Origin of the sequence: Ancylobacter defluvii (assembly GCF_018390605.1) — a bacterium.
GTDB classification, from domain to species: Bacteria; Pseudomonadota; Alphaproteobacteria; order Rhizobiales; family Xanthobacteraceae; genus Ancylobacter; species Ancylobacter defluvii.
In genome coordinates this window covers 162,779-186,530 of record NZ_JAHBGD010000013.1, presented here as the reverse complement: position 1 = coordinate 186,530, position 23,752 = coordinate 162,779, and the positions used below count along the sequence as shown (strand labels likewise).

The 23,752-nt window shown below is 67.4% G+C and carries 19 protein-coding genes; 13 read left to right on the top strand and 6 right to left on the bottom strand.

The features are described from left to right. Positions 1-16: 16 nt before the first annotated feature. On the bottom strand, positions 17-1,108 hold the full coding sequence (locus tag KHC24_RS10530; protein ID WP_213363208.1) for an alkene reductase: 1,092 nt from the start codon (positions 1,106-1,108) through the stop codon (positions 17-19). Between the two features lie 185 nt (positions 1,109-1,293). Here KHC24_RS10530 and KHC24_RS10525 point away from each other — a divergent pair, with 185 nt between their 5' ends. The 11 genes from KHC24_RS10525 (at position 1,294) to KHC24_RS10475 (ending at position 17,252) form a co-directional block, all read left to right on the top strand. Beyond that, on the top strand, positions 1,294-1,734 hold the full coding sequence (locus KHC24_RS10525; RefSeq protein ID WP_246546589.1) for a MarR family winged helix-turn-helix transcriptional regulator: 441 nt from the start codon (positions 1,294-1,296) through the stop codon (positions 1,732-1,734). 9 nt (positions 1,735-1,743) lie between these two features. Further along, complete coding sequence (locus KHC24_RS10520; RefSeq protein WP_213363206.1) at positions 1,744-2,880, top strand: HlyD family secretion protein; 1,137 nt, start codon at positions 1,744-1,746, stop codon at positions 2,878-2,880. A 126-nt stretch (positions 2,881-3,006) separates the two neighbouring features. Beyond that, positions 3,007-4,563, top strand: coding sequence for a DHA2 family efflux MFS transporter permease subunit (locus KHC24_RS10515; protein ID WP_373878551.1), 1,557 nt, complete (start codon positions 3,007-3,009; stop codon positions 4,561-4,563). A gap of 180 nt (positions 4,564-4,743) precedes the next feature. Next, positions 4,744-6,036, top strand: a complete 1,293-nt coding sequence (gene pncB, locus KHC24_RS10510) for a nicotinate phosphoribosyltransferase (RefSeq protein ID WP_213363204.1) — start codon at positions 4,744-4,746, stop codon at positions 6,034-6,036. A 388-nt stretch (positions 6,037-6,424) separates the two neighbouring features. Further along, on the top strand, positions 6,425-7,660 hold the full coding sequence (locus KHC24_RS10505; protein ID WP_213363203.1) for an SH3 domain-containing protein: 1,236 nt from the start codon (positions 6,425-6,427) through the stop codon (positions 7,658-7,660). Between the two features lie 159 nt (positions 7,661-7,819). Next, positions 7,820-8,818 carry a Gfo/Idh/MocA family protein gene (locus KHC24_RS10500; RefSeq protein WP_213363202.1) on the top strand — a complete coding sequence of 333 codons (999 nt, stop codon included), beginning with the start codon at positions 7,820-7,822 and terminating at the stop codon, positions 8,816-8,818. 13 nt (positions 8,819-8,831) lie between these two features. Further along, the gene (locus KHC24_RS10495; RefSeq protein ID WP_213363201.1) at positions 8,832-9,986 is read left to right on the top strand and encodes a DegT/DnrJ/EryC1/StrS family aminotransferase; all 1,155 of its coding nucleotides are present in this window, start codon (positions 8,832-8,834) and stop codon (positions 9,984-9,986) included. A 514-nt stretch (positions 9,987-10,500) separates the two neighbouring features. Then, positions 10,501-11,094, top strand: a complete 594-nt coding sequence (locus KHC24_RS10490) for a Uma2 family endonuclease (protein WP_213363200.1) — start codon at positions 10,501-10,503, stop codon at positions 11,092-11,094. A gap of 33 nt (positions 11,095-11,127) precedes the next feature. Continuing rightward, the gene (gene murJ / locus KHC24_RS10485) at positions 11,128-12,657 is read left to right on the top strand and encodes a murein biosynthesis integral membrane protein MurJ (RefSeq protein WP_213363199.1); all 1,530 of its coding nucleotides are present in this window, start codon (positions 11,128-11,130) and stop codon (positions 12,655-12,657) included. Positions 12,658-12,816: 159 nt separating this feature from the next. Continuing rightward, positions 12,817-14,055, top strand: a complete 1,239-nt coding sequence (locus KHC24_RS10480) for an efflux RND transporter periplasmic adaptor subunit (protein ID WP_213363198.1) — start codon at positions 12,817-12,819, stop codon at positions 14,053-14,055. Between the two features lie 17 nt (positions 14,056-14,072). Beyond that, complete coding sequence (locus tag KHC24_RS10475) at positions 14,073-17,252, top strand: efflux RND transporter permease subunit (protein ID WP_213363197.1); 3,180 nt, start codon at positions 14,073-14,075, stop codon at positions 17,250-17,252. A 76-nt stretch (positions 17,253-17,328) separates the two neighbouring features. Here the strand turns inward: KHC24_RS10475 and KHC24_RS10470 are convergent, their stop codons facing one another. Next, positions 17,329-17,949 (bottom strand): helix-turn-helix domain-containing protein, encoded by a 621-nt coding sequence (locus KHC24_RS10470; protein WP_213363196.1) that lies wholly within the window; start codon positions 17,947-17,949, stop codon positions 17,329-17,331. Between the two features lie 160 nt (positions 17,950-18,109). Here KHC24_RS10470 and KHC24_RS10465 point away from each other — a divergent pair, with 160 nt between their 5' ends. Further along, positions 18,110-19,111, top strand: coding sequence for a threonine ammonia-lyase (locus tag KHC24_RS10465; RefSeq protein WP_213363195.1), 1,002 nt, complete (start codon positions 18,110-18,112; stop codon positions 19,109-19,111). 94 nt (positions 19,112-19,205) lie between these two features. On the opposite strand, the gene KHC24_RS10460 is transcribed toward KHC24_RS10465, so the two are convergent. From KHC24_RS10460 to KHC24_RS10450, 3 genes are all read right to left on the bottom strand, one after another. Continuing rightward, on the bottom strand, positions 19,206-20,279 hold the full coding sequence (locus tag KHC24_RS10460) for a glycosyltransferase family 4 protein (protein ID WP_213363194.1): 1,074 nt from the start codon (positions 20,277-20,279) through the stop codon (positions 19,206-19,208). Then, positions 20,279-21,085 (bottom strand): UDP-2,3-diacylglucosamine diphosphatase, encoded by an 807-nt coding sequence (locus tag KHC24_RS10455; protein WP_213363193.1) that lies wholly within the window; start codon positions 21,083-21,085, stop codon positions 20,279-20,281. The genes KHC24_RS10460 and KHC24_RS10455 overlap by 1 nt, the downstream gene beginning before the upstream one ends. A 118-nt stretch (positions 21,086-21,203) precedes the next feature. Beyond that, positions 21,204-21,797: a LysE family translocator gene (locus tag KHC24_RS10450; protein WP_271180512.1), complete on the bottom strand. Its 594-nt coding sequence runs from the start codon at positions 21,795-21,797 to the stop codon at positions 21,204-21,206. 203 nt (positions 21,798-22,000) lie between these two features. On the opposite strand from KHC24_RS10450, the gene KHC24_RS10445 reads away from it, so the two are divergent. After that, positions 22,001-22,849 carry a fumarylacetoacetate hydrolase family protein gene (locus KHC24_RS10445; protein WP_213363192.1) on the top strand — a complete coding sequence of 283 codons (849 nt, stop codon included), beginning with the start codon at positions 22,001-22,003 and terminating at the stop codon, positions 22,847-22,849. Positions 22,850-22,928: 79 nt separating this feature from the next. Here KHC24_RS10445 and KHC24_RS10440 read toward each other — a convergent pair whose 3' ends face one another. After that, on the bottom strand, positions 22,929-23,741 hold the full coding sequence (locus KHC24_RS10440; RefSeq protein ID WP_213363191.1) for a universal stress protein: 813 nt from the start codon (positions 23,739-23,741) through the stop codon (positions 22,929-22,931). Positions 23,742-23,752 lie beyond the last annotated feature (11 nt).

The following is a 23,752-nucleotide window of genomic DNA, read 5'->3' as shown; positions in this document are numbered from 1 at the left end:
TTCGTGTTTACAGCTCTCAGGTGCCGGCGGCTTCCAGCGTCGGATAGTCGGTGTAGCCCTTTTCGCCGCCGCCATAGAGATGATCGCGGTCGAGGTCGTTGAAGGGCGCGTTCCGCTTCAGCCGCTCTACCGCGTCGGGCGAAGAGATGAACGGCTTGCCGAAGGCGACCAGATCTGCCTTGCCGGAAGCCACCACCTGCTCCGCCAGGGCCTTGTCGTAGCCGTTATTCACCATCCAGGTACGGCTGAAGCGCTTGTGCAACGCCTCGAAATCGAAGCCGGGCACGATGTCGCGCGGTCCGCCGGTGGCACCCTCGATCATGTGCACGTAGACCGGCCCGAGCTTCTCCACCACATCCATCACATGCGCGAACAATGCGGCCGGGTCGCTGTCGGTAAGGCCGTTGGCCGGTGTGACCGGCGAAAGGCGCACGCCGGTACGATCGGCGCCGATCTCGCCGATAACCGCCTCCATCACTTCCTTCAGGAAGCGGGTACGGTTCTCGATGGAGCCGCCATACTGGTCGGTGCGCTGATTGGCACCGTCGCGCAGGAACTGGTCGATGAGATAGCCGTTGGCGGCATGGATTTCCACGCCGTCGAAGCCGGCGGCAATGGCGTTGGCGGCCGCCTTGCGGAAATCGTCGACGATGCCGGGGATTTCATGAGTTTCCAGGGCGCGGGGCTCGTCGACCTCCAGGAACTGGTTGTTCACATAGGTCTTGGTCTCGGCGCGGATGGCGGAAGGAGCAAGCGGCGCCGCGCCGCCCGGCTGCAGCGAGCGGTGCGATACCCGCCCTACATGCCAGAGCTGCACGAAGATGTGGCCGCCCTTGGCGTGCACGGCCTCGGTGATCGGCTTCCAGCCTTCGATCTGCGCCGCCGTGTGCAGGCCGGGCGTGTCCTGATAGCCCTGGGCGGTGTCGGAGACCTGGGTAGCCTCGGTCACGATGAGGCCGGCGGTTGCGCGCTGGGCGTAATACTTCACCGACAACGGATTGGGCACGGTACCCGCGATCGCGCGGTTGCGGGTGAGCGGCGCCATGACGACGCGGCTGGTGAGCGTGATGCCACCGAGGCGATAGGGGTCGAAAAGCGAGGCAGTCATGCGAGAGGTCCTCGAACAGGGGTTTCCTTGCTCAGATAGATACCGGTGTGCACCGCACCAGAGATGCGAAGGGCATAGTCGGCTACTGCTTTAGTAGCAGAGCGTACCATATTGCAGGTGATAATAACGCGCGTTATATTGTGTCGCGTAGGTGAAACATGACGTGCCAACCCGATTACGATTTTTTGTCGCTGCTGCACGAGCTGGCGCATCTGATGCGCACCAAGTTCGATCAGCGGGCACGCGCCTACGACATGACGCGGGCGCAGTGGGTCATTCTGCTGAAGCTGGAGCGTTCGCCGGGCATGACCCAGAACGAGCTGGCTCAGCTTATCGAGGTCGAGCCGATCACTGTCGCCCGGCTGGTCGATCGCCTGCAGGCGCGCGGGTTCGTCGAGCGTCGGCATGATCCGCAGGACCGGCGGGTTTGGCGTCTGCATCTGCTGCCGGCGGCCAAACCGATCCTCGAAGAGATTGCCCGCGCCCGCAAAGAGATGGTGGCCCAGCTCATCGGGACCAGCGTGACGCCGGAGGCGCTCGCCAGCATCGAGGCGACCCTCGGCCTGATGAAAGCGAATCTGACCTGCGACAGCCGCGCGGCATGCCCGCCGGATGCCGCCCCGTGAGACCGTCCCATGCTTGATCGTACCAAAGAGCCTTCCACTGCGAATCCCGAGGCCAAATCCGTTCCGGTGGTGCCGGCTGTGCCAGCTCCCGTGCCGAAGCGGCGCGGCCGCTGGCGGGCGACGTTGATGCTCGGCGGCATCGCCGTGGTGGCGCTTGGTGCCGGCTATGTGTGGCTGACCGGCGGGCGCTATGTGTCGACCGACGACGCCTATGTGCGTGCCGGCAAGCTGATGGTTTCCACCGACGTGTCGGGGATTGTCAGCGATGTCGATGTCAAGGAAGGGCAGCAGGTCGCGGCCGGCGACGTGCTGTTCCGCGTCGATCCGCGCCAGTATGAGATCGCGGTGCGCAATGCGCAGGCCAATCTCGACCAGACCCGGCTGACGCTGGAATCGATGAAGGTCGACTATCAGCGCATGGCGAGCGATGTCGCCGCCGCGGCCGCCACGGTTCAGAACGATGAGGCGATATTCAACCGCTATCAGGTGCTGGTGAAGGACACCGCTGCCTTGTCGCAGGCGTCCTACGATCAGGCGCGCTTCACGCTCGAATCCGATCGCGCCAAGGTCGACTCCCTCAAGCAGCAGGCCTCCGTGCTGCTGGCCAAGCTCGGTGGCAAGCCCGATCTCGTGGTTGAGCAGCATCCGCTCTATCTGCAGGCGCAGGCGGCGTTCGACGAATCCAAGCGGCAGCTCGACCATGCCACGGTGCGCGCGCCGTTCTCTGGCACGGTGACCGAGGTGGATAACCTCCAGCCCGGTCTCTACCTGGTCGCGGCCACTGCGGCACTTACCAATCAGGGTGCGGTGGGGCTGATCTCCAGTGAGGACATGTGGGTCGAGGCCAACATCAAGGAGACGGACCTGACCTATCTGAAGGCCGGCGACACCGTCGATGTCAGTATCGACGCCTATCCCGGGCATCGCTGGACCGGTGTCATCGACAGCATCGCCCCGGCGAGTGGCGCGGAATTCTCGGTGCTGCCGGCGCAGAACGCCAGCGGCAACTGGGTGAAGGTCGTGCAACGTGTGCCGGTGCGCATCCGGGTCCCGCATCAGGCTGAAGACCCGGTGCTGCGCGCCGGCATGAGCGCCTTCGTCGAGATCGATACGGGGCATTCGCGCAGCCTGCGCGACGTTCTTTAGGTTTCCCATCGGCTGCTTCCGCCCCCCAAAGCAGCCGGTCGAGACGGGTGGGGTTCGGCATCACAGGCCCGCGACCCCACCCGTTTCATCGCTTTCCGGCCGATCGCCGGTCCATGAGGCATGCGAATGTCCGCCGCCGCCCCTGCTGCCGATGCCGCGCGTCCCATCGGCGCCACACGAACCATCATCACCGTCTGCGCGATGACCGCGACGCTGATGCAGGCGCTCGACGCCACCATCGCCAATGTGGCGCTGCCCTATATGCAGGGCTCGCTGTCGGCCACCGCCGATCAGATCACCTGGGTGCTGACCTCCTATATCGTCGCTGCCGCCATCATGACGGCGCCGGTCGGCTGGCTCTCGGCGCGTTTCGGCCGCAAGACGGTATTCCTTGCCAGCCTGATCGGCTTCACCATTGCCTCCATGCTGTGCGGCGTGGCGCAGTCGCTCACCCAGATGGTGATCTTCCGTCTCGCGCAGGGCGTGTTCGGCGCGGCGCTGGTGCCGCTGTCGCAGGCGACCATGATGGACATCTATCCGGTCTCCCAGCGCGGGCAGGCGATGGCGGTGTGGGGTATGGGGGTCATGCTCGGGCCGATCCTCGGTCCGACGCTCGGCGGCTGGCTGACCGACGCCTATAACTGGCGCTGGGTTTTCTACGTGAACCTGCCCTTTGGTCTGATCGCCATCGCCGGCCTTGTCGTCTTCATGAAGGACGAGGGCCGCAACGATGCGCTGCGCTTCGACTGGGTCGGCTTCGGCGTGCTGGCGCTCGGCATCGGTGCCTTCCAGATGATGCTCGACCGCGGCGAGCAGCTCGATTGGTTCGGCTCGACCGAGATCGTGGTGGAGGCGGTGCTGGCCGGGCTCGGCCTCTATCTCTTCACCGTGCACATGGCGACGCACGACAAGCCGTTCCTCAGCCCACGCCTGTTTCGTGACCGGAATTTCGCTGCCGGGCTGGTGATCATGTTCGCCATCGGCATGGTGCTGCTCGCCACCTCGGCACTGCTCGCCCCCTATCTGCAGCGGCTCGGCGGCTATCCGGTGCAGACGGCCGGCCTGCTGATGGCGCCGCGCGGCTTCGGCACCATGATCGCGATGATGATCGGCGGCCGGCTGGTGTCGCGCATGGACCCGCGGATCGTCATGTTCTGCGGCCTCGCGATGATCGCCTGGAGCTTGTGGGAGATGACCGGCTGGACGCCGGACATCGATACCCGCTCGATGATCATCAACAGCATCGCTCAGGGGGCGGGGCTGGGCCTGGTGTTCACGCCGCTCACCGTCGTCGCCTTCGCCACGCTACCGCCGGAGCTGCGCACCGACGGCACCGCCTTGTTCAGCCTGGTGCGCAATGTCGGCAGTGCCATCGGCGTGTCGATCACCTCGTTCCTGCTGGCGCAGAATACCCAGATCATGCATGCGCAGATCGCCGAGCATGTGACGCCGTTCAATGCCGCGGTGCAGAGCGGCGGCGCCTACCAGTTCTGGAACATCGCCAATCCGGCGACGCTGGCGGCTCTCAACGCCGAGATCACCAAGCAGGCTACGGCCATCGCCTATGTCGACGACTTCAAGTTCATGATGCTGGTGACGCTGCCGACCGCGCTGCTGCTCTTGATAATGAAAGCGCCGTCGCGCGCCCCGGCCGGCGATGGCCATGTCGAGGTGCTCGATTGACCGCTTTTCGACTCTCGGGGCAGCGGGGAGCTTTGGCGGGGCTCTCAGGCGGCTTCTTGTCCCGGATGATTATTGGAAGGGCTCCAACTTCAAGGGCTTGAGCACATTGTTGCCGTTGAGGTCATTTCGATCTGCGCCAAATGTGTTCTAGAAGAGGCTCGCCGGAACCGGGCGGGGCTCATGATCGATATCGCATCGCGCGTCTACAATCATACCTGGAAGATCGATCCGATCGTCCGGTCCGTGCTCGACACGGATTTTTATAAGCTATTGATGGCGCAGACGATTTATCGCCGCCATTTCCATACCCGCGTTACCTTCGGTATCATCAACCGCACACGCAGCGTGCGCCTCGCCGACTTCGTCGATGAGAGCGAATTGCGCGAGCAGCTCGATCATGTGCGGACGCTCAAGCTGACGCGCGGCGAGTCCACCTGGCTGCGCGGCAACATGTTCTACGGCAAGCGCCAGATGTTCTCGCCGGACTTCATCGCCTGGCTCGAGAGCTTCCGTTTCCCGCCCTATCACCTCGAGAAGCGCGACGGGCAGTTCGAGCTCACCTTCGAGGGGCCGTGGATCGAGACCACCATGTGGGAAGTTCCGGCGCTCGCCATCATCAACGAGTTGCGCTCGCGGGCGGTATTGCGCGACATGGGGCGCTTCGAGCTGCAGGTGCTCTATGCCCGCGCCATGACCCGCGTGTGGGAGAAGGTGGAGCGGCTGCGCGCGCTCGAAGGGGTAAACGTCGCCGATTTCGGTACCCGCCGCCGCCATGGCTTCCTATGGCAGGACTGGTGCGTGCAGGCGATGATCGAGGGGCTCGGCGACAGCTTCCTCGGCACCTCCAACTGCCTTATCGCGCTCAGGCGGGAGGTGGAGGCAACCGGCACTAACGCGCATGAACTGCCCATGGTTTATGCGGCTTTGGCCGATACTGACGAGGAACTCGCCCAGGCGCCCTATCGGGTGCTGCTCGACTGGCAGCAGGATTACGAGGGCAATCTGCGCGTCATGCTGCCCGACACCTTCGGTACTACCGGTTTCCTCGCCGCGGCGCCCGATTGGGCGGACAAATGGACGGGCATCCGAATCGACAGCAAGGAGCCGATCGCCGGTGGCGAAGAGGCAATTGCCTGGTGGCGGGCCCGCGGCCAGGACCCGACGGAGAAACTCGCGATCTTTTCCGACGCCCTCGACGTCGACGATATCGTCCGCACCTACCGCCACTTCCATGGCCGGATGAAGCTCGGCTTCGGCTGGGGAACCTTGCTCACCAACGATTTCCGCGGCTTCGTCGCCGGTGGCGCGCTCGACCCGATCTCCATCGTCTGCAAGGTTGTTTCGGCCGATGGGCGACCCACCGTGAAGCTTTCTGACAACCCGACCAAGGCGATGGGACCGGCCGAGGAAATCGCCCGCTACAAGCGAGTCTTCCACGTCTCCGCGCAGACCGAGCGCGAAGTTCTGGTGTGAGGCGGGTTGAGGATAACTGATGCAGGGAGGTGCTGGGGTGCCTGCGAAGGGGAAGGCACAGAAAGCTTGGCCAAGAGTTGCCGCAATCCGTCTTCATGGTGAAAATTCAGTCGTGTGTCTTTCTTGCATCAAGATACCTTCTGTCGGTACTGTGCGGCCGGCTGGAGAATCGGTGCAGGGCGGACGAATCAGTGTGGGGCATGTGAGCCCCCTGTCGGAAAGAGTTGAGCGTAACGCATGATGAACGGTTTTGACCGCGGGTTCGGGCAGGCGGGCGCAATGGCCGCAAACGGCTATAGTGAAGAAGGTCTTTCCGATTCGCCTCGCTGTTTTCCGTCTCAGGCTTCCGTCCTTCGTATCCTGCGTCGGTTGAAAGGCTGAGTTCGCCATGACGACCAATTCGCAGGGACGGTCCGCCTCGGAGCTTTCCGCTTCGCTGGTACGCGACTATCGCGCCATGATCAGCTCACTGGAGCAGACTAAAGGCGAGGGGCCGCAGCTTCCACCTTCCGCCTACGAGGCCTCGTCTTCTCCTGAAGCCGCCGGTTCGCCCGAGCGGACGATGGCCGAGCCGGTGATCCGGTCATTCCGCCCCGCCGCACCCTCTCCATCGCGCCCCACGCCGCTGGGATTCGCCGAGCTGCGCAGCAAGCTTTCGGCGCTGAGCGATGCGCGCCACATCATGCCGTCGAGCCGCCCGGCCGCTGCGACCGCGGCAGAGGCAACGGTCGATACTTCCGCCGGGTCGGCGGATGCCACGGCGACGCAGGCCACCCGCCGACGCATGTTCGGCGCTCCCAGCCGTACCGAGAGCGAGCCGGCCGCACGGCGTCGTCGTGCCGCTTCCGGCGAGGCCTTCACTTGGCAGCGGCTGGGCGTGCTGGCCATCTGCTTCGCGGCGGTGGGCGGGGCCGCCGTGGCGCTGCAGTCCGTGGTCGGACGCGACGAGGCACGGGTGGCGCCGGAAGTGATCGGCAACGCTGCTATCGCCGCGGTAGCGCCTTCGGTGCCTGCGCCGGCGGTTGCCGTGTCGGCGCCTGAACCGGCTCGCGTCGAGGTGGCTGAAGCCGCCGCTCCGTCGGCGCCGGACGCTCTTCGCGCGCTTGAGGCGGTGCAAGCGCCGCCGGCAATGCCCTCGATTTCCGCCCGCACCCTGCTGGCGCCGGATCCCGTCGAGCCGGGGCCTGCGGTGCCGGGATTGACCGCTTTCGCCGCGCCGGAGCCTTCATCGCTGGCTGCGGCGCCAGAAGCCAAGCTGCCGCGCCAGGCGCCGCTGCCGCCGCCGGCTCCTCCGCGCCGCGCGGCTGTGGTCGCCGCCGTAGCGCCCGCACCGGCTTCCGCCGGGCAGGCCGATGCGGTGGCCGATGCGACCGATCCGGCTCCGGCCGACGCCGGTGCCGAGCCGACTGGCGGCGCGACGATCCGCTCGCCGGTGACCATGCGCACCGGCCCGAACAAGGGGGCGGCGGCGATGCAGACTCTGAAGAGCGGTCAGCAGGTCGAACTGGTGGCCTGCGACAGCTGGTGCGAGATCGTCGCCGACGGCAAGCGCGGCTTCGTCTACAAGAGCTTCCTCAATGCCGGTGCGCCCCGGGAAGCCGACGCGACCCCCGTGACCGAATAGGCGTGCCTCCGCGGCAAGCCCGCGCCGCAAGCCTTCCCGGTAACATGCGGAATCAATTAGTGAAGCGCCGTCCATGCCTTCCGGCTGGCCGGCGCCTCGTCAGCCCGGCACGCGCATGTTAGACGGCGCTTGTCACGCTGGCAGTCGAGGAAACGTCGCATGTCGAACAGCCTGAAAGAGGCGCCCCGCCCGGTTCGTGTCGGGGTGGTGGGCGTCGGGGTCATGGGCGCGAACCATGCCCGCGTGCTGGCCGACCTGCCCGGAGCCGAACTGGTCGGCATCGCCGATCCCGACGCCGCCCAGGCGAGCAAGGTGGCGGGGCTGCTCGGCTGTGCCGCGGTGGCGGATATCGAGGCGCTCACCGCCCTCGGCGTCGATGCGGTGGTGGTCGCCGCGCCCACGCATCTGCATCACGATATCGCCCTGGCCGCCATCGGCGCCGGTGCGCATGTGCTGGTGGAGAAGCCGATCGCGCCCAGCGTCGCGGAAGGCGAGGCGATCGTCGCGGCCGCCCGCGCCCGCGGCGTCGCGCTGATGGTCGGCCATGTCGAGCGCTTCAACCCCGCCGTCGAGGCGGTGAAGAAGGCGATCGAGGGCGAGGAGATACTGTCCATCGGCATCACCCGCGTCGGCCCGTTTCCGCCGCGCATGTCGAATGTCGGCGTGGTGATCGACCTCGCGGTGCACGACATCGACCTGATCTGCCACTTCACCGGCTCGGAGATCGCCGAGATCCAGCCGCAGGTGAAGGCGGCGGTGGCCGAGCGCGAGGACATCGCGCTGTTGCAGTTCCGCACCGCCAACGGCGTGCTGGCGCACATCAACACCAACTGGCTGACGCCGTTCAAGGCGCGCACGGTGCATGTCGCCACCCGCAAGAAATACGTCATCGGCGACCTGCTGACCCGGCAGGTGACCGAGTGTTTCGACTACAAGCCGGATGGCAGCTATTCGATGCGCCATCTGCCCGTCGCCTATGCCGAGCCGCTGCGCGTCGAGCTGTCGCGCTTCCTCGCCGCCGTGCGCGGGGAAGCGGCGGCTCCGGTGACCGGCGAGGACGGCGTCGCCAGCCTTGCCACCGCCATCCGTTGCCTGGAGGGGCCCGAGGCCGCGCGCCCGGTCTCCGTCCCATCCGCGCGCATCCGCGCCGCCGGCTAGTTCGAGGACCGACATGAACAGCCATGTGACCACCAACGCCGCGCCGCTGCCCTTCATCGACATCGCCGCGCAGCGCGCCCGCCTCGGAAGCCGCGTCGACGAGGCGGTGACCCGCGTCCTCACCCATTGCCGCTTCGTCAACGGTCCGGAAGTCACCGAGCTCGAGAAGCAGCTGGCGGAATTCGCCGGCGCCCGCCACGCGATTTCCTGCTCCAGCGGCACCGACGCGCTGGCCATGCTGCTGATGGCCTGGGGCGTCGGGCCGGGCGATGCGGTGTTCTGCCCCTCCTTCACCTTCTGCGCCACCGCCGAGGTGGTGCCGTGGGTCGGGGCGACGCCGGTCTTCGTCGACGTGCTGCCGGACACCTTCAACATGGACCCGGCGAGCCTGGAGGCTGCCATCGCGGTCGCCGAGCGGCAGGGGCTCACGCCCCGCGTGGTGATCCCGGTCGACCTGTTCGGCCAGCCGGCCGACATGGACGCCATCGGCGCCATCGCCCGTGCCCGCAATCTCAAGGTGCTGTGCGACACCGCGCAGGGCTTCGGCGCCACCTGGAACGGCAAGCGCACCGGCTCCTTCGGCGACGCCTCCGCCACCAGCTTCTTCCCGGCCAAGCCGCTCGGCTGCTTCGGCGACGGCGGCGCGGTGTTCACCGATGACGACGATCTCGTGCCGGTGCTGAAGAGCGTGCGCGAGCACGGCCAGGGCGTCGACAAATACGAGAACGTCCGTATCGGCATGACCGGACGGCTCGACACCATCCAGGCGGCCATCCTTCTGGAAAAGCTGGCCATCTTCGAGGACGAGATCGCCGCCCGCGACCGCGCCGCCAAGCGCTACAACGCGGCGCTGGCCGATGTGTGCATCGTGCCGGTGGTTGATCCGCGCGCGACCTCGATCTGGGCGCAGTACACGATCCGCCTGCCGCAGGGCGTGCGCGACGATCTCGGCGCGGCCTTGCAGAAGGAAGGCGTGCCGACGGCGGTCTATTACCGTATCCCGATGCACAAGCAGCCGGCCTATGCGCAGTACCCTTCCGCCGGCAACGGCCTGCCGGTGAGCGAGGCGCTCTCCGGCGAGGTGATCAGCCTGCCGATGCACGCCTATCTCGACGAGGCCTCGCAGGACCGCATCATCGCCGCCGTACGCCGGGCGCTGGGGAAGTAGGGCGGGGGCGCGGGTTCGTCGCTTCGGCGGCGCTCGTTGGCGGCCGTCCTGTCCGCGTGATCCAAGTACACCGTTACAACGTCATGCCCGGGCTTGTCCCGGGCATCCACGTCTTGGACCGGGCGCGCCAGGCGGCACTGCGTGGAAAGCCGGGACAAGCCCGGCGATGACGGCCTTGCTGCGGAAGGGGCTTGAAGCCTCGCTTCGTCATTCCGGCCCTTCGTATCTTCCCTTCGTCAAGCCCAAGAGCTGGCTCCGCGCAGCGGCGAGCCGGGATCGCTCTTCATAGTGCTTGCGATCCCGGCCTGTGGCCGTCCGGGATGACGTTGTGGACCCCCTCAAGCCGTCGCACGTGGATGTCGAGCTGGATCGTCGGGAGAGTGTGACGCTCCTGACGACCGGCGGACCGCATGGCGCAATTGCAGACGCCGAGGGCTCGTACGTTTCGTACAACCGAGTCGCCAGCGTTCGCGGGCTTTTGTAGGATGGGCCGGTTTCCCGAAGGGGCCGGTCCATGGCGCCGCCTGCCTTGAAGCGTATGTCGCCGGAAGAGTTCTATCGCTGGCCGGGCGAGGAAGGCGTCCGCTACGAGTTGGTGGACGGGTTCCCCGTGAAGGCGATGACCGGGGCGAGCCGGCGTCACGACCGGGTTGTCGTGAATGTGTCGTCCAACCTTGCGTCAAAGCTGCGTGGGTCGCCCTGCCGCCCTTCTACCGACGACATCGCCGTGGCGGCGATGAACGGCAATATCCGCCGGCCGGATGTGTCGGTGGATTGCGGTGAAATGCCCGATACCGCCCATGAGGCAACCTCGCCGCGTCTGGTCGTCGACGTGCTCTCGCCCTCGACACGCCAGACCGATCTCGTGCGCAGGCTCGAGGACTACAAGGCGCTGCCGTCGCTCGCCTATATCCTGCTGGTCGAGCCGGACCTGCCGCGGGCGCTGCTGTGGTGGCGGGCGCCGGGCAGCGCGTGGGAAATCGCGCAGTTCGACGGCCTCCACGGGGTGATCGACCTCGGCGTCATCGGCACCGAACTCGCCATGTCCGAGGTCTATGAGGACGTCGCCTTCCCCGATCCGCTGGCGGGCGAGGGCGGGCTCCGTTAGGTTCCCGCGACGCTCAACGACGCCGGACATTCCATGATTCGCAGCATCTTCTCGGTCGGCGGCTGGACGCTGCTGTCCCGGCTTACCGGCTTCGCGCGCGACATCATGATGGCGGCGGTGCTCGGCGCCGGTCCGGTGGCGGACGCGTTCTATATCGCCTTCCGCCTGCCCAACCATTTTCGCGCCATCTTCGCCGAGGGCGCCTTCAACACCGCCTTCATTCCCGCCTATGCGCGGGTGAAGACGCAGGAGGGCGATGTCAGGGCGGCGCGCTTCGCCGACGGGGTGCTTTCGGGCGTGGTGGTGGTGCAACTGGCGGTGCTTGCCTTCGCGCTCATCGCCACGCCGCTGGTGGTGGCGACGCTGGCGCCGGGCCTCGCCGACGACCCGGAGCGCTTCGCGCTGACGGTCGGCTATACCCGCATCACCTTTCCCTATCTCGGGCTGATCGCGGTGGTGACGCTGGTAGGCGGGGTGCTCAATGCCAACCAGCGCTTCTGGGCGGCGGCGTCTGCCTCGATCCTGCTCAATGCCGCCATGGTCGGCACACTGAGCCTTGCCGGCTGGTTTGCCACCGCCGGCGACGCCGCGGCCTGGGGCGTGCTGATTTCCGGCTTCCTCCAGGTGGGGCTGCTGGTGTTCGACGCCGAGCGGCATGGGCTCGGGCCGCGATTCGCACTGCCGCGTCTCGACCCGCAGACCAGGCGCTTCCTCATCGCCCTCGGCCCGGCGATCCTCGGCTCGGCCGGGATGCAGCTCGCCATCTTCGCCGATACCATCGTCGCCTCGTTCCTGCCGCAGGGGGCGATCGCGGCGCTGTTCTATGCCGAGCGCATCTACCAGCTGCCGATCGGGGTGATCGGCATCGCCGCCGGCATCGTGCTGCTGCCGGAAATGTCGCGCCGCATCGCCGCGGGCGACGAAGAGGGCGCGCGACATGCGCAGGCGCGTGCGCTGGAGCTGATCATCCTGCTGGCGCTGCCGTTCCTGGCCGCCTGCCTCATCGTGCCCGAGCAGATCATGCGCGGCCTGTTTCTGCGCGGCGCCTTCACCGACGAGGCGGCGCGGGCAGCGGCGCAGACGCTGGCGGCCTATGCCATCGGGCTGCTTCCCTTCGTGGTGCTGCGCGCCTTCATGTCGCCCTTCTACGCCCGCGGCGACACCCGCACGCCGGTGATCGCCACGCTGGGCGCCGCGGTGGTGAACATCGCGCTGAAGATCTGGCTGATGCACGATTTCGCTCAGGTGGGACTGGCCTTCGCCACCTCGGTCGGCGGCTGGATCAGCCTCGCCGTGCTGATCGTCTTCGCGCTGCGCCGCGGCTATGGCTGCGGCGATGCGGCGCTGGTCGCGCTGCTGCCGCGCCTTGCCCTGATCGGGCTCGGCATCGCGGCGGCGCTGTTCGCCGCGGCGCGGTTCGGCGACCCGCTGATCGCCGCGCTGCCCAGCCTGCAGGACGAGGCGAGGCTTGCCTTGTGCATCGCGGCGGGCGGCAGTGCCTATGGGCTGCTGGTGGCGGTTCTGGTGGGGCCGCGGCGGCTGAAAGCGCTGCTGCGACCGTGATCCGGAAAACAATTGTGTACATTTTATTGCTTACGCAGTGCAGCAAAATTGTGGTACCAGCCTAGCCAGAATGCCGGGCGACGAGGGATGGCGGCCCCCGTCGGACGGCGCGACGCGTTTGTTGTGCGCGTTGCCGATACTCGTTCCGGAGTTGAACTCATGACGTTTCCTGCGCTTCGCCGTTTTGCCCCCGTTCTCGTGCTTGCGGGCCTCGGGTTCGGTCTTGCCGCCTGTTCGGATCAGAAGCAGCAGGGCGGCGGTGCGCCGCAGGCGGCGCCGGTGACGGTCGCCAAGCCGCAGGTGAAGCAGATCACCGACTATGACGAATATGTCGGACGCTTCACCGCCATCGACCTGGTGCAGGTTACCGCGCGCGTCTCGGGCTACCTCGACAAGATCAACTTCACCGATGGCCAGCTGGTGAAGAAGGGCGATCAGCTGTTCGGCATCGACCCGCGTCCCTATCAGGTCGCGCTGGACCAGGCGAAGGCGAATCTCGCGCGATCGCAGGCGGATCTCGACTTCGCCATCTCCGATCTGCAGCGCGCGCAGACGCTGATCGAGGACCGCGTCTCGACGGCGATCTCCAAGCAGACCTTCGACCAGCGCCAGCAGACCGAACGTTCGGCGCGCGCGCAGGTGGCGGCGAACCAGGCGGCGGTGCACGCCGCCGAGCTCGACCTCGAATTCACCACGCTGACCTCGCCGGTCAACGGCCGCATGGGCGATCGCCGGGTTTCCATCGGCAACCTCGTCACCGGCGGGCAGGGCGGCAGCACCAATACGCTGCTGGCCACCATCGTCTCGACCGACCCGATCTATTTCGAGTTCACGTTCGACGAGGCCTCCTACATCCGCTACCAGCAGCTGGAGAAGATCAGCCGCACCTCCGGCTCCATCGCGTCCATTCCGGTCAGCCTCGGCCTCATTTCCGAGACTGGCTTTCCCCACAAGGGCGAGATGAACTTCGTCGACAACGTGATCAGCGAGAACACCGGCACCATTCGCGGTCGCGCGGTGTTCGCCAATCCCGACGGCAGCTTCACGCCGGGCATGTTCGGACGCATCCGCGTGCCGGCCTCGCTGCCGCATGACGCGCTGCTGGTGCCGGACGTCGCCATCGGCACCGAGCAGACCCGCAAATTCGTCTATGTGATGGCGTCGGGCAGCGAGCCGCAGGTGCCGAAGATCAAATACGTCACCCTCGGCCGGCAGGAAGATGGGCTGCGGGTCATCACCAGCGGCCTCGAGAAGGACGATCTGGTGGTGGTCAACGGGCTGGTGCGCATCCGTCCGGGCGCCAAGGTGGTCGGCCAGCCGGAGCCGGCCAAGCCGGCCGCTGCCCCGGCTGCCGCGGCCCCGGCGGGCGAAGGCACCACCGCCAAGCCCGCCAACTGAGCGCGGGAGCGTCCGTCATGAAATTCTCGCACTTCTTCATCGATCGCCCGATCTTCGCCTCGGTGGTTTCCATCGTGGTGATGATCCTCGGCGTGGTCGCCTATATCTCGCTCCCCGTCGCGCAATATCCCGACATCGCTCCGCCGGTGGTGAACGTCACCGGCCAGTTTCCCGGCGCTTCGGCCGAGACGGTGGCGGATACCGTGGTCTCGCCGATCGAACAGCAGATCAACGGCGTGGAGGGGATGCTCTACATCTCCTCCAACTCCACCGCCGATGGCCGCTTCTCCATTGCCGTGACCTTCGACATCGGCACCGATCTCGACATCGCGCAGGTGCAGGTGCAGAACCGCGTCGCCACCGCGACGCCGCGCCTGCCGCAGGAAGTGCAGCAGATCGGCGTGACGGTGGCGAAGTCCTCGCCGGACATCCTGATGGTGGTGAGCCTGTTCTCGCCGGATGACACCCGCGACAGCCTGTTCATCTCCAACTACGCCAATCTGCAGATCAAGGACCAGTTGCAGCGCGTGCCGGGCGTCGGCTCGATCACCGTGTTCGGCTCGCGCGACTATGCGATGCAGGTCTGGCTCGATCCGCAGAAGCTACAGGCGCTGAACCTCGCTCCCACCGACATCACCGCCGCCCTGCAGGCGCAGAACGTGCAGGTGGCCTCCGGCGTGCTGAACGCCCCGCCGGTGGAAAAGCAACTCGCCTTCCAGGTGGCGGTGCGCACGCTCGGCCGCCTGTCGACGCCTGAGGAGTTCGGCAACATCGTGGTGCGCCAGTCCGGCGCCGCCGTGGTGCGGCTGCGCGACGTCGCGCGGATCGACATCGAGGGGCAGGACAATTCCTCGATCTCCTATTTCGACTCCAAGCCCTCGGTGGCGCTCGGCATCTTCCAGCTTCCCGGCTCCAATGCGCTGTCCACCGGCCAGGCGATCGAGGCGGAGATCAAGCGCATCGCCGAGGGCTTCCCGGCCGGCATCGCCTATTCGACCGCCTACAACCCGACGCAGTTCATCGCCGAATCCGTGCGCGCGGTGGAGCACACCATCTTCGAGGCGATCATACTGGTCGTCATCGTGGTGGTGCTGTTCCTGCAATCCTGGCGCGCGGCGATCATTCCGATCCTCGCCATTCCGGTGTCGCTGATCGGCACCTTCTTCATCATGAGCCTGTTCGGCTTCTCGCTGAACAACCTGTCGCTGTTCGGCCTCGTGCTCGCCATCGGCATCGTGGTCGACGACGCGATCGTGGTGGTGGAGAGCGTCGAGCACAATATTTCGACGGGTCTGTCGCCACGCGATGCGGCCTACAAGACCATGGACGAGGTGGGCGGCGCGCTGGTCGCGATCTCGCTGGTGCTGGCCTCGGTGTTCATTCCCTCGGCCTTCATCACCGGCATTTCCGGCGAGTTCTACCGCCAGTTCGCGCTGACCATCGCCGGCTCGACGCTGATCTCGCTGCTGGTGTCGCTGACGCTGTCGCCGGCGATGTGCGCGCTGCTGCTGAAGGCGCACGACCCCGACCACAAGCCGGCCTGGTACGCCCGGCCGATCACCGGCTTCTTCCACTACTTCAACAAGGGCTTCAACGGGCTGTCGCACGGCTATGCCTGGCTGACCGGCCGGCTGATGCGCTTCGCGGTGCTGGTGCTGATCGTCTATGGCGTCATTCTCGCCGGCGGCTTCGAGATGTTCCGCTCGACCCCGCAGGGCTTCATCCCGGCGCAGGACCGCGGCTATCTGATCGTCGCCTCGCAGCTGCCGGGCGGCGCCGCGCTCTCGCGCACCAATGAGGTGATGACCCGCGCGGCCAAGGAAGTGCTTGCCACGCCGGGCGTCGCCCATGTGGTGAACATTGTCGGCTTCTCCGGCGCGACCTTCACCAACGCGCCGAATGCCGGCGCCATGTTCGTGATCCTCGGGCCGGCGGACGAGCGGGCCAAGCATCCCGGCCAGTCGGCGGCGGCGATCCAGGGCGCGCTGTTCGGCAAGCTCGGCGCCATCCAGGAAGCCTTCATGATCGTGGTCATGCCGCCGCCGGTGAACGGCATCGGCAATGCCGGCGGCTACCGCATGATGATCGAGGACCGGGGCGGGCGCGGCTACGACGCGCTGCAGGGCGCGGTCTACGCCATGATGGGACGGGCCAACCAGACGCCGGGGCTGCGGCAGGTCTATTCGCTGTTCGAGACCTCGACGCCGCAGCTGTTCCTCGACATCGACCGCACCAAGGCGCAGATGCTCGGCATCAACATGGCCGATGCCTTCGCGACGCTGCAGACCTATATCGGCTCCACCTATGTCAACGACTTCAACCTGTTCGGCCGCACCTACCGGGTGCAGGCGCAGGCGGATGCGCCCCATCGCCTGACGCCGGAAGACGTGCTGAGACTCAGGGTGAAGAACGCCAATGGCGAGACGGTGCCGTTCGGCTCCTTCGCCACGGTGCGGGACATCTCCGGTCCCTTCCGGGTGCCGCGCTACAACCTCTATCCGGCGGCGGAACTCGACGGCGACGTCGCCGGCATCTCGCAGGGGCAGGCGATCCAGCTGATGCAGCAGATCGCCGCCGAGACGCTGCCGGACGGCTTCGCCTATGAGTGGACGGCGCTGGCCTACCAGCAGGTGCGGGCGGGCAACACGGCGATCTTTGCCTTCGGGCTCGGCGTGGTGTTCGTCTTCCTGGTGCTGGCGGCACAGTATGAGAGCCTGACATTGCCCCTTGCGGTCATTCTCATCGTCCCGATGTGTCTGATCGCGGCGGTGGCGGGCATTCTCATCAGGGGGCAGGACAACAACATCCTGAGCCAGGTGGGCTTCATCGTGCTGATCGGCCTTGCGGCGAAAAACGCGATCCTGATCGTGGAATTCGCCAAGCAGCTGGAGGACCGGGGATCCAGCCGCTTCGAGGCGGCGACCCAGGCCGCCCAGCTGCGCCTGCGGCCGATCATCATGACCTCGCTGGCCTTCATTCTCGGCGTTGTGCCGCTGGTGATCGCCACCGGCGCCGGCTCGGAGCTGCGTCAGGCGCTCGGCACGGCGGTGTTCTCCGGCATGATCGGCGTGACCTTCTTCGGCCTGCTGTTCACCCCGACCTTCTATGTGGTGTGCCGCTGGCTGGCGAGCTTCGGCGAGAAGCGGCGCGCCCGCAAGGAAGAGGCGAGGGCGGCGGCGGCGAACGCCGCGCACTGACACCCGTCGCCAGAACAAAGAAAAGGCCCCGCTGCCGTCGGCAACGGGGCCTTTTTCATGTCGGGAGCTTCAGGGCTCAGTCCAGCACGGCGGCCTTCAGCAGGCACACCATGGTGGCGTGCGCCGGCTCGGTGCCGGTGTTGCGGATGACATGGCGGCGGTCGCAGCGATAGCGCAGAGTCTCGCCGGCGCGGGCGAGTTCGGTGACATCGGCGCATTCCACCTGCAACTCGCCGGAGAGCACCGACAGGCATTCGATGGAGCCGCGCTGGTGGCCGTCGGACACCAGCTCGCCGCCGGGTTCGGCAACGAAGTCGAACCATTGCAGCCATTCCACCGTCTTGATCCAGCCGGTGATGGTGAGGCGGCACTTGCCGTCCTCGGAGACCAGGATCGGCGTGTCGGCGCGGGTGAGGTGCTCGACGAAGGGCTCGTCATCGGTGGCGGCGAGGAAACGCTCGATGGAAACGTCCAGCGCCTGCGACAGCCGCCAGACCGTGGCCAGCGTCGGATTGGTCTCGTTGCGCTCGATCTGGCTGATGATCGACTTCGCCACCCCGGACTGCTCGGAGAGCTCGGAAAGCGACAAATTGTAGGTCTTGCGCAGTCGCTGGATGGTGCGGCCGAGCTGGCCGGTGATCGCCAAGGCGCCGGCTTCCATGCCGCCACGATCCAAGCTGCGCGTGCGGCCTGACATGTTGTTTCCTTCCTCTATGGAGCCGAATTTTACGGCGGCGTCCCCCGGCGGCGCAAGCACGTGGGCCTGACGAAGCGACGGTGCGAACAATGTTGTGCTCAGCCAATGGTGCAACGACATGGACGGTGCGCAATCTTTCGGGGGAGGGTAAGTTGCCGGCATGACCGAGCCGCTTCTCCCCAATTTCGACGATGTCGTTTCCGCCGCCGATCGCCTGCACGGCGTGGCGGTGCGCACCCCGCTGCTGAACTCGGCGCGCCTCGACGCGCTCACCGGCGGGCGGGTGTTCCTCAAGGCCGAGCCGTTGCAGCGCACCGGATCGTTCAAGTTCCGCGGCGCCTATAACCGCATCTCGCGGCTGCCCGAAAGCCAGAAGACCGGCGGCGTGGTCGCCTGCTCCTCCGGCAACCATGCGCAGGGCGTGGCGGCGGCGGCGACGCTGATGGGCATGCCGTCGGTGATCGTGATGCCCAAGGACGCGCCGGCGATGAAGAAGGCGCGCACCATCGCCTTCGGTGCCGAAGTGGTCGAATATGACCGCGAGACCGAGGATCGCGACGCCATCGCCCATGCCATCGCCACCGAGCGCGGCGCGGTGTTCGTGCCGCCCTATGACGATTTCTACATCATCGCCGGGCAGGGGACGGTGGGGCTGGAGATCGTGCGCGACCTGTCGGGGCGCGACCTCGAGCCGGATGTGGTGATCTCCAACGCCTCCGGCGGCGGGCTGATCTCCGGCATCGCGCTGGCGGTCAAGGAGATGTTTCCCGATGCGCGGGTGCTGACCGCCGAGCCGGCCGGCTTCGACGATCATGCACGCTCCTTCCGCTCCGGCGGGCGCGAGCGCAACAACCGCGTCGCCGGCTCGATCTGCGACGCGCTGCTGGCGCCGACGCCGGGGCAGCTGACCTTCCAGATCTCCTCGCAGCTGGTCGGCGAGGGCGTGGCGGCCACCGACGAAGAGGTGATGCGGGCGGTGGCCTTCGCCTTCGAGGAACTGAAGCTGGTCGTGGAACCCGGCGGGGCGGTGGCGCTGGCCGCGGTGCTGGCCGGCAAGATCGACCTGACCGGCAAGGTGGCGGCGGTGGTGCTGTCCGGCGGCAATGTCGACGCCGCGATGTTCCAGCGCTGCATCGACTTCGCGGCGGCGCAGCCGGCCTGAGGCTGGGCTCGGGATCGCGCCCGGCCCTGCGCCGTTTGCTGGCGCGGCTTGCCGGAGGCGTGCGTCGTCGCGCGTGTTTCGTGCGGAGCGAGGTTCAGCCGGCGAGGGCGCGGGCGCTGTCGGCGGCGGTTTGCGCCTGCGCGACATTGTCGAGGAACTGCTTGGTGCAGGCCCGCCAGCTGTGGCGCAGCGCGAAGGCGCGGGGCGCCTCCCGCCCGATCTCCAGCGCCGCCAGCGCCGCGCGGCGCAGATCGTTGTCGAGCACGCCGACCGGCGCCTCCGCCGGGGCCGAGCCGATGACGTCGAGCGGGCCGGCGACCGGGAAGGCGGCGACCGGCAGGCCGCTGGCCAGCGCTTCCAAAAGCACGATGCCGAAGGTGTCGGTGAGGCTCGGGAACACGAAGACATCCGCCGCCGCATAGGCGCGGGCCAGCGCGGCCCCCTCGCGCAGGCCGAGGAAGCGGGCATTGGGGTGCTTGGCCTGCAGCTCGGCGCGGGCCGGGCCGTCGCCGACCACCAGCTTGCTGCCGGGCAGATCGAGATCGAGGAAGGCGCCGATGTTCTTCTCCACCGCCACCCGGCCGACATAGAGGAAGATCGGCCGCGGCAGGTCGAGCAGCGGGTCGATCTGCCGGTCGGCGGCGCGCTCCACCTCGTCGCGCGGGCGGAACAGCTCGGAATCGACGCCGCGGGTCCAGTGCATCAGCCGCAGGAAGCCGCGCTTCCTCAGCTCGGTCTCGATGGTCTGGGTCGCCACCATGATGCCGGCGCCGGCATTGTGGAAGCGCCGCAGCCAGGCATAGGAGAGCGCCCGCGGCACCGGGGCGCGGGCGGCGAGATATTCCGGAAACCGGGTGTGGTAGCTGGTGGTGAACACCCGCCCGCGCGACAGGCACACCCGGCGCGCCAGCACGCCGATCGGCCCCTCGGTGGCGATATGCACGAAATCGGCGCCGATATCGTTCATCCGCCGCGCCACCATGGCGCGCGTCGCCAGCGCCAGCCGCACCTCGGGATAGGTGGGCATCGGCACGGTGCGGAAATCCTGCGGCGTCAGGAAGGAGACGCGCGCACCGAAGGAGGCGGCTTCGTGGGCCGTGTGCTCCAGCGAGCGGACCACGCCGTTGACCTGCGGGGTCCAGGCATCGGTGGCGATGAGAATGTGCATTAGGCGGCGACTTTCGGGGCGGGAAGCGCGAGCGGCTCGTTGACGCCTTCGCGGGACCGGCGCGCCCAGTCTATCATCTCGAAGCGGCCGTCGGGATGCTCGACGATGGCGGTGCAGCTCTCCACCCAGTCGCCGCAATTGAGATAGTCGACGCCGAAGCGGTCATGCATGACGGCGTGGTGGATGTGGCCGCAGATGACGCCGTCCACCTTGTGCCGACGCGCCTCGTTCGCCACCGCTTCCTCGAAGCGGCCGATGAAGTTCACCGCGTTCTTCACCTTGAGCTTGGCCCACTGGCTCAGCGACCAGTAGGGGAAGCCGAGCTTGCGGCGCACCCAGTTGAGATAGGTGTTGACGCCGAGCGCGGCGGTGTAGGCGCCGTCGCCGAGGAAGGCGAGCCATTTGGCATGGCGCACCACGACGTCGAAGACGTCGCCATGGATGATGAGGAAGCGCCTGCCGTCGGCCGCCTCGTGAATGGCGGTTTCCACCACTTCGATGCCGCCGAAATGGCTGCCGTAATAGTCGCGGAGGAATTCGTCGTGGTTGCCCGGCAGATAGACGATGCGCGCGCCCTTGCGCCCCTTGCGCAGCAGCTTCTGCACCACGTCATTATGCGCCTGCGGCCAATACCAGCCGGTGCGCAGCCGCCAGCCGTCGACGATGTCGCCGACGAGGTAGATGGTATCGGCCTCATGCCAGCGCAGGAAATCCAGCAGCATGTCCGCCTGGCACCCTTTGGTGCCCAGATGCACGTCGGACAGGAAGATGGAGCGGTAGTGCCGCGCGTCGGGTGCGTCGTTCATCGTGAAGGACCTCCCCGTCATCGCGCCGCAGCAGAGCCAGGCTGGCGCTTCCATAGGGTCATGGTGGCACATAGCCCGACTCGGATCACGCTTTTATGACGGTTGCCGCATCGCGGAATCAGAGGAACAGCGTGACCACGCTGAGCGCCACCAGCGACCCCATGACGATATTGAGAATGCGATGCTGGCGCGGCGTCGAGAGCAGCCGGCCGATGAGCACGCCGAAGCCGGCCCAGACCGCCAGGCAGGGCAGGCTGAGCAGCCCCAGCACCAGGGCGATCAGCAGCACCTCGGCGATGAGGTCGCCGCCCGGCGTGGTGAAGGCCGGAATGACGCTGAGCGCGAAGGCCCAGGCCTTGGGGTTCACCCATTGGAACAGCGCCGATTGCAGGAAGGTCGGCGGCCGCTCCATGGCGGTGCTGCCGATGCCGCCGGCCGCGCCGGCGAGCTTCCAGGCGAGGAACAGCAGATAGGCGCCGCCGGCGATCTTCAGCATCCAGTGCAACTGCGGCACGGCGACGAACAGGCTGCCGAGCCCCAGTCCGACCGCGATCACCATGATGGCGAAGCCGACGGCGACGCCGACGATCTGCGGCACGGTGCGGCGGAAGCCGAAAGCGGCGCCGGTGCCGGCCGAGATCATGTTGTTCGGTCCGGGCGTGATGCCGCCGGCGAGGCCGAACAGGATGAGGGAGAGGATCGGCACGCTCACAGGGACACCATCCGGGGGCGGCACCCATGGCCGCCGACGCCAGAGCTAGTGACGACGAGGCCGCGCCGCAACCCGAAATCGACCGGGGGATTCGAACAGGAGGATTCGATCCGGGGACGCAAAGGGGAGAACCGGGCCGGGTTGCCTCGCGCCGCCGGCCGGACGATGATCCGCGCCCGCCCGATCAAAGTGAGGATGACGGAATGAGACTGGTGCGTTTCGGCGCTCCCGGAGAGGAGAAGCCCGGCCTGCTCGACGCCAATGACGTGGTGCGCGACCTGAGCGGGGTGGTGGACGATATCGGCGGCGCGGCGCTTACCCCTGCCGGCCTCGCGCGGCTCAAGGCGATCGAGCCGGCTTCGCTGCCGGCGGCGCCGCCGGGCGTGCGGCTCGGCGCCTGCGTGGCGCGGCCCGGCCACTTCATCGCCGTCGGGCTCAACTATGCCGATCATGCCGAGGAATCCGGCATGGCGATCCCGGCCGAGCCGGTGCTGTTCTCCAAGGCGCCGAACTGCATCGTCGGGCCGAATGACGACGTGATCCAGCCCAAGGGCTCGACCAAGCTCGACTGGGAGGTGGAACTCGGCATCGTCATCGGCTCGCGCGCCCGCTATGTCGACGAAGCTGATGCGCGGGCGCATATCGCCGGCTTCTGCCTCGCCAACGACGTCTCCGAGCGCGCTTTCCAGATCGAGCGCGGCGGCCAGTGGATCAAGGGCAAGAGCTGCGAGACCTTCGGGCCGCTCGGCCCCTTCCTCGCCACCCCGGACGAGATCGACGACGTGCAGAAGCTCGCCATGTGGTGCGACGTGAACGGCGAGCGGCGCCAGCGCGGCTCCACCGCGACCATGATCTTCGGCGTCGACTTCCTGGTGTCCTATCTCAGCCAGTTCATGGTGCTCGATGTCGGCGACGTGATCATCACCGGCACGCCGCCGGGCGTCGGGCTCGGCATGAAGCCGCCGCTCTATCTGAAGCCGGGCGACGTGATGACGCTCGGCATCGAGGGGCTGGGCGAGCAGCGCCAGAAGGTGGTGCCGTTCGAAGGGTGAGAAAGCCCACCGGGCGGCGAAGGCCGCCCGGCGGCTGCGTGCATGACCGACGGCGCCTCGCGCGCCGCCCGGCTCTCCCTCAATGCGCGCAGAGCAGCGGCAGCGGCGGATCGGCGATCAGCGAGGCGGTGACCCCGCCCAGCACCAGCTCGGTGAGGCGGGGCCGGCTATAGGCGCCCATCACCAGCAGGTCGGCCTGATAGGCGGCGGCCTCCGCGGTGATTACCTTGGTGGCGTCGCCCTCGGCATGCTTGTGCTCGGCATTGACGCCATGGGTCTTGAGGAAATCGACAAGGCGCGCGCCGCTCTGCGACGCTGCGGCACCGTTCTCGCCGACGGTGAGCACCAGCACCTGATCGGCGGCGGCGAGCAACGGCAAGGCGAGGCGGACGGCGTGGCCGGCCTCGCGCGAGGGCTTCCACGCCACCACCACGCGGCCGATGCGGGCCGGCACCTTCTTGCCGGTCGGCACCACCACCACCGGCGCGGTGGAGGTGAGGGCGAGATGCTCCGGCAGGATGGCCGCGAGCTCGTCGTCGCTGGTGCCGGAGACGGTCTCGCTGACCACGGTGATATCGGCGAAATCGGCGGCCTCGCGCAGTTCGGTGGTCACCTCGCCGTCGACCACGCTCCATTCGGCGACGACGCCAGCGGCGGCGACGGCGGCATCGAAGCGGGCGCGGATCGCCGCTTCCTTCTCGCGCGCCTCGCGCTTCAGCTCGTTCACATAGATGGACAAGGCGCGGCCGACCCGCGGCACGCCGGCCGGATAGAGGGTGTAGAGCGCGAGCAGCCGGGCGCCGGCCTGCTTGGCCAGCGCCAGGGCGCAGGCGAGCCGGTCGTCGAAGCCGCTATCGGGGGCGGCATGGAGGAGGACGGTGCGGATGGACATGGTTTTACTTT

Coding starts and splice junctions, on each gene's coding strand:
- KHC24_RS10530 (WP_213363208.1), bottom strand. CDS start 1,108: ATGACTGCCTCGCTTTTCGACCCCTATCGCCTCGGTGGCATCACGCTC.
- KHC24_RS10520 (WP_213363206.1), top strand. CDS start 1,744: ATGCTTGATCGTACCAAAGAGCCTTCCACTGCGAATCCCGAGGCCAAA.
- KHC24_RS10515 (WP_373878551.1), top strand. CDS start 3,007: ATGTCCGCCGCCGCCCCTGCTGCCGATGCCGCGCGTCCCATCGGCGCC.
- pncB (WP_213363204.1), top strand. CDS start 4,744: ATGATCGATATCGCATCGCGCGTCTACAATCATACCTGGAAGATCGAT.
- KHC24_RS10505 (WP_213363203.1), top strand. CDS start 6,425: ATGACGACCAATTCGCAGGGACGGTCCGCCTCGGAGCTTTCCGCTTCG.
- KHC24_RS10500 (WP_213363202.1), top strand. CDS start 7,820: ATGTCGAACAGCCTGAAAGAGGCGCCCCGCCCGGTTCGTGTCGGGGTG.
- KHC24_RS10495 (WP_213363201.1), top strand. CDS start 8,832: ATGAACAGCCATGTGACCACCAACGCCGCGCCGCTGCCCTTCATCGAC.
- KHC24_RS10490 (WP_213363200.1), top strand. CDS start 10,501: ATGGCGCCGCCTGCCTTGAAGCGTATGTCGCCGGAAGAGTTCTATCGC.
- murJ (WP_213363199.1), top strand. CDS start 11,128: ATGATTCGCAGCATCTTCTCGGTCGGCGGCTGGACGCTGCTGTCCCGG.
- KHC24_RS10480 (WP_213363198.1), top strand. CDS start 12,817: ATGACGTTTCCTGCGCTTCGCCGTTTTGCCCCCGTTCTCGTGCTTGCG.
- KHC24_RS10475 (WP_213363197.1), top strand. CDS start 14,073: ATGAAATTCTCGCACTTCTTCATCGATCGCCCGATCTTCGCCTCGGTG.
- KHC24_RS10470 (WP_213363196.1), bottom strand. CDS start 17,949: ATGTCAGGCCGCACGCGCAGCTTGGATCGTGGCGGCATGGAAGCCGGC.
- KHC24_RS10465 (WP_213363195.1), top strand. CDS start 18,110: ATGACCGAGCCGCTTCTCCCCAATTTCGACGATGTCGTTTCCGCCGCC.
- KHC24_RS10460 (WP_213363194.1), bottom strand. CDS start 20,279: ATGCACATTCTCATCGCCACCGATGCCTGGACCCCGCAGGTCAACGGC.
- KHC24_RS10455 (WP_213363193.1), bottom strand. CDS start 21,085: ATGAACGACGCACCCGACGCGCGGCACTACCGCTCCATCTTCCTGTCC.
- KHC24_RS10445 (WP_213363192.1), top strand. CDS start 22,001: ATGAGACTGGTGCGTTTCGGCGCTCCCGGAGAGGAGAAGCCCGGCCTG.
- KHC24_RS10440 (WP_213363191.1), bottom strand. CDS start 23,741: ATGTCCATCCGCACCGTCCTCCTCCATGCCGCCCCCGATAGCGGCTTC.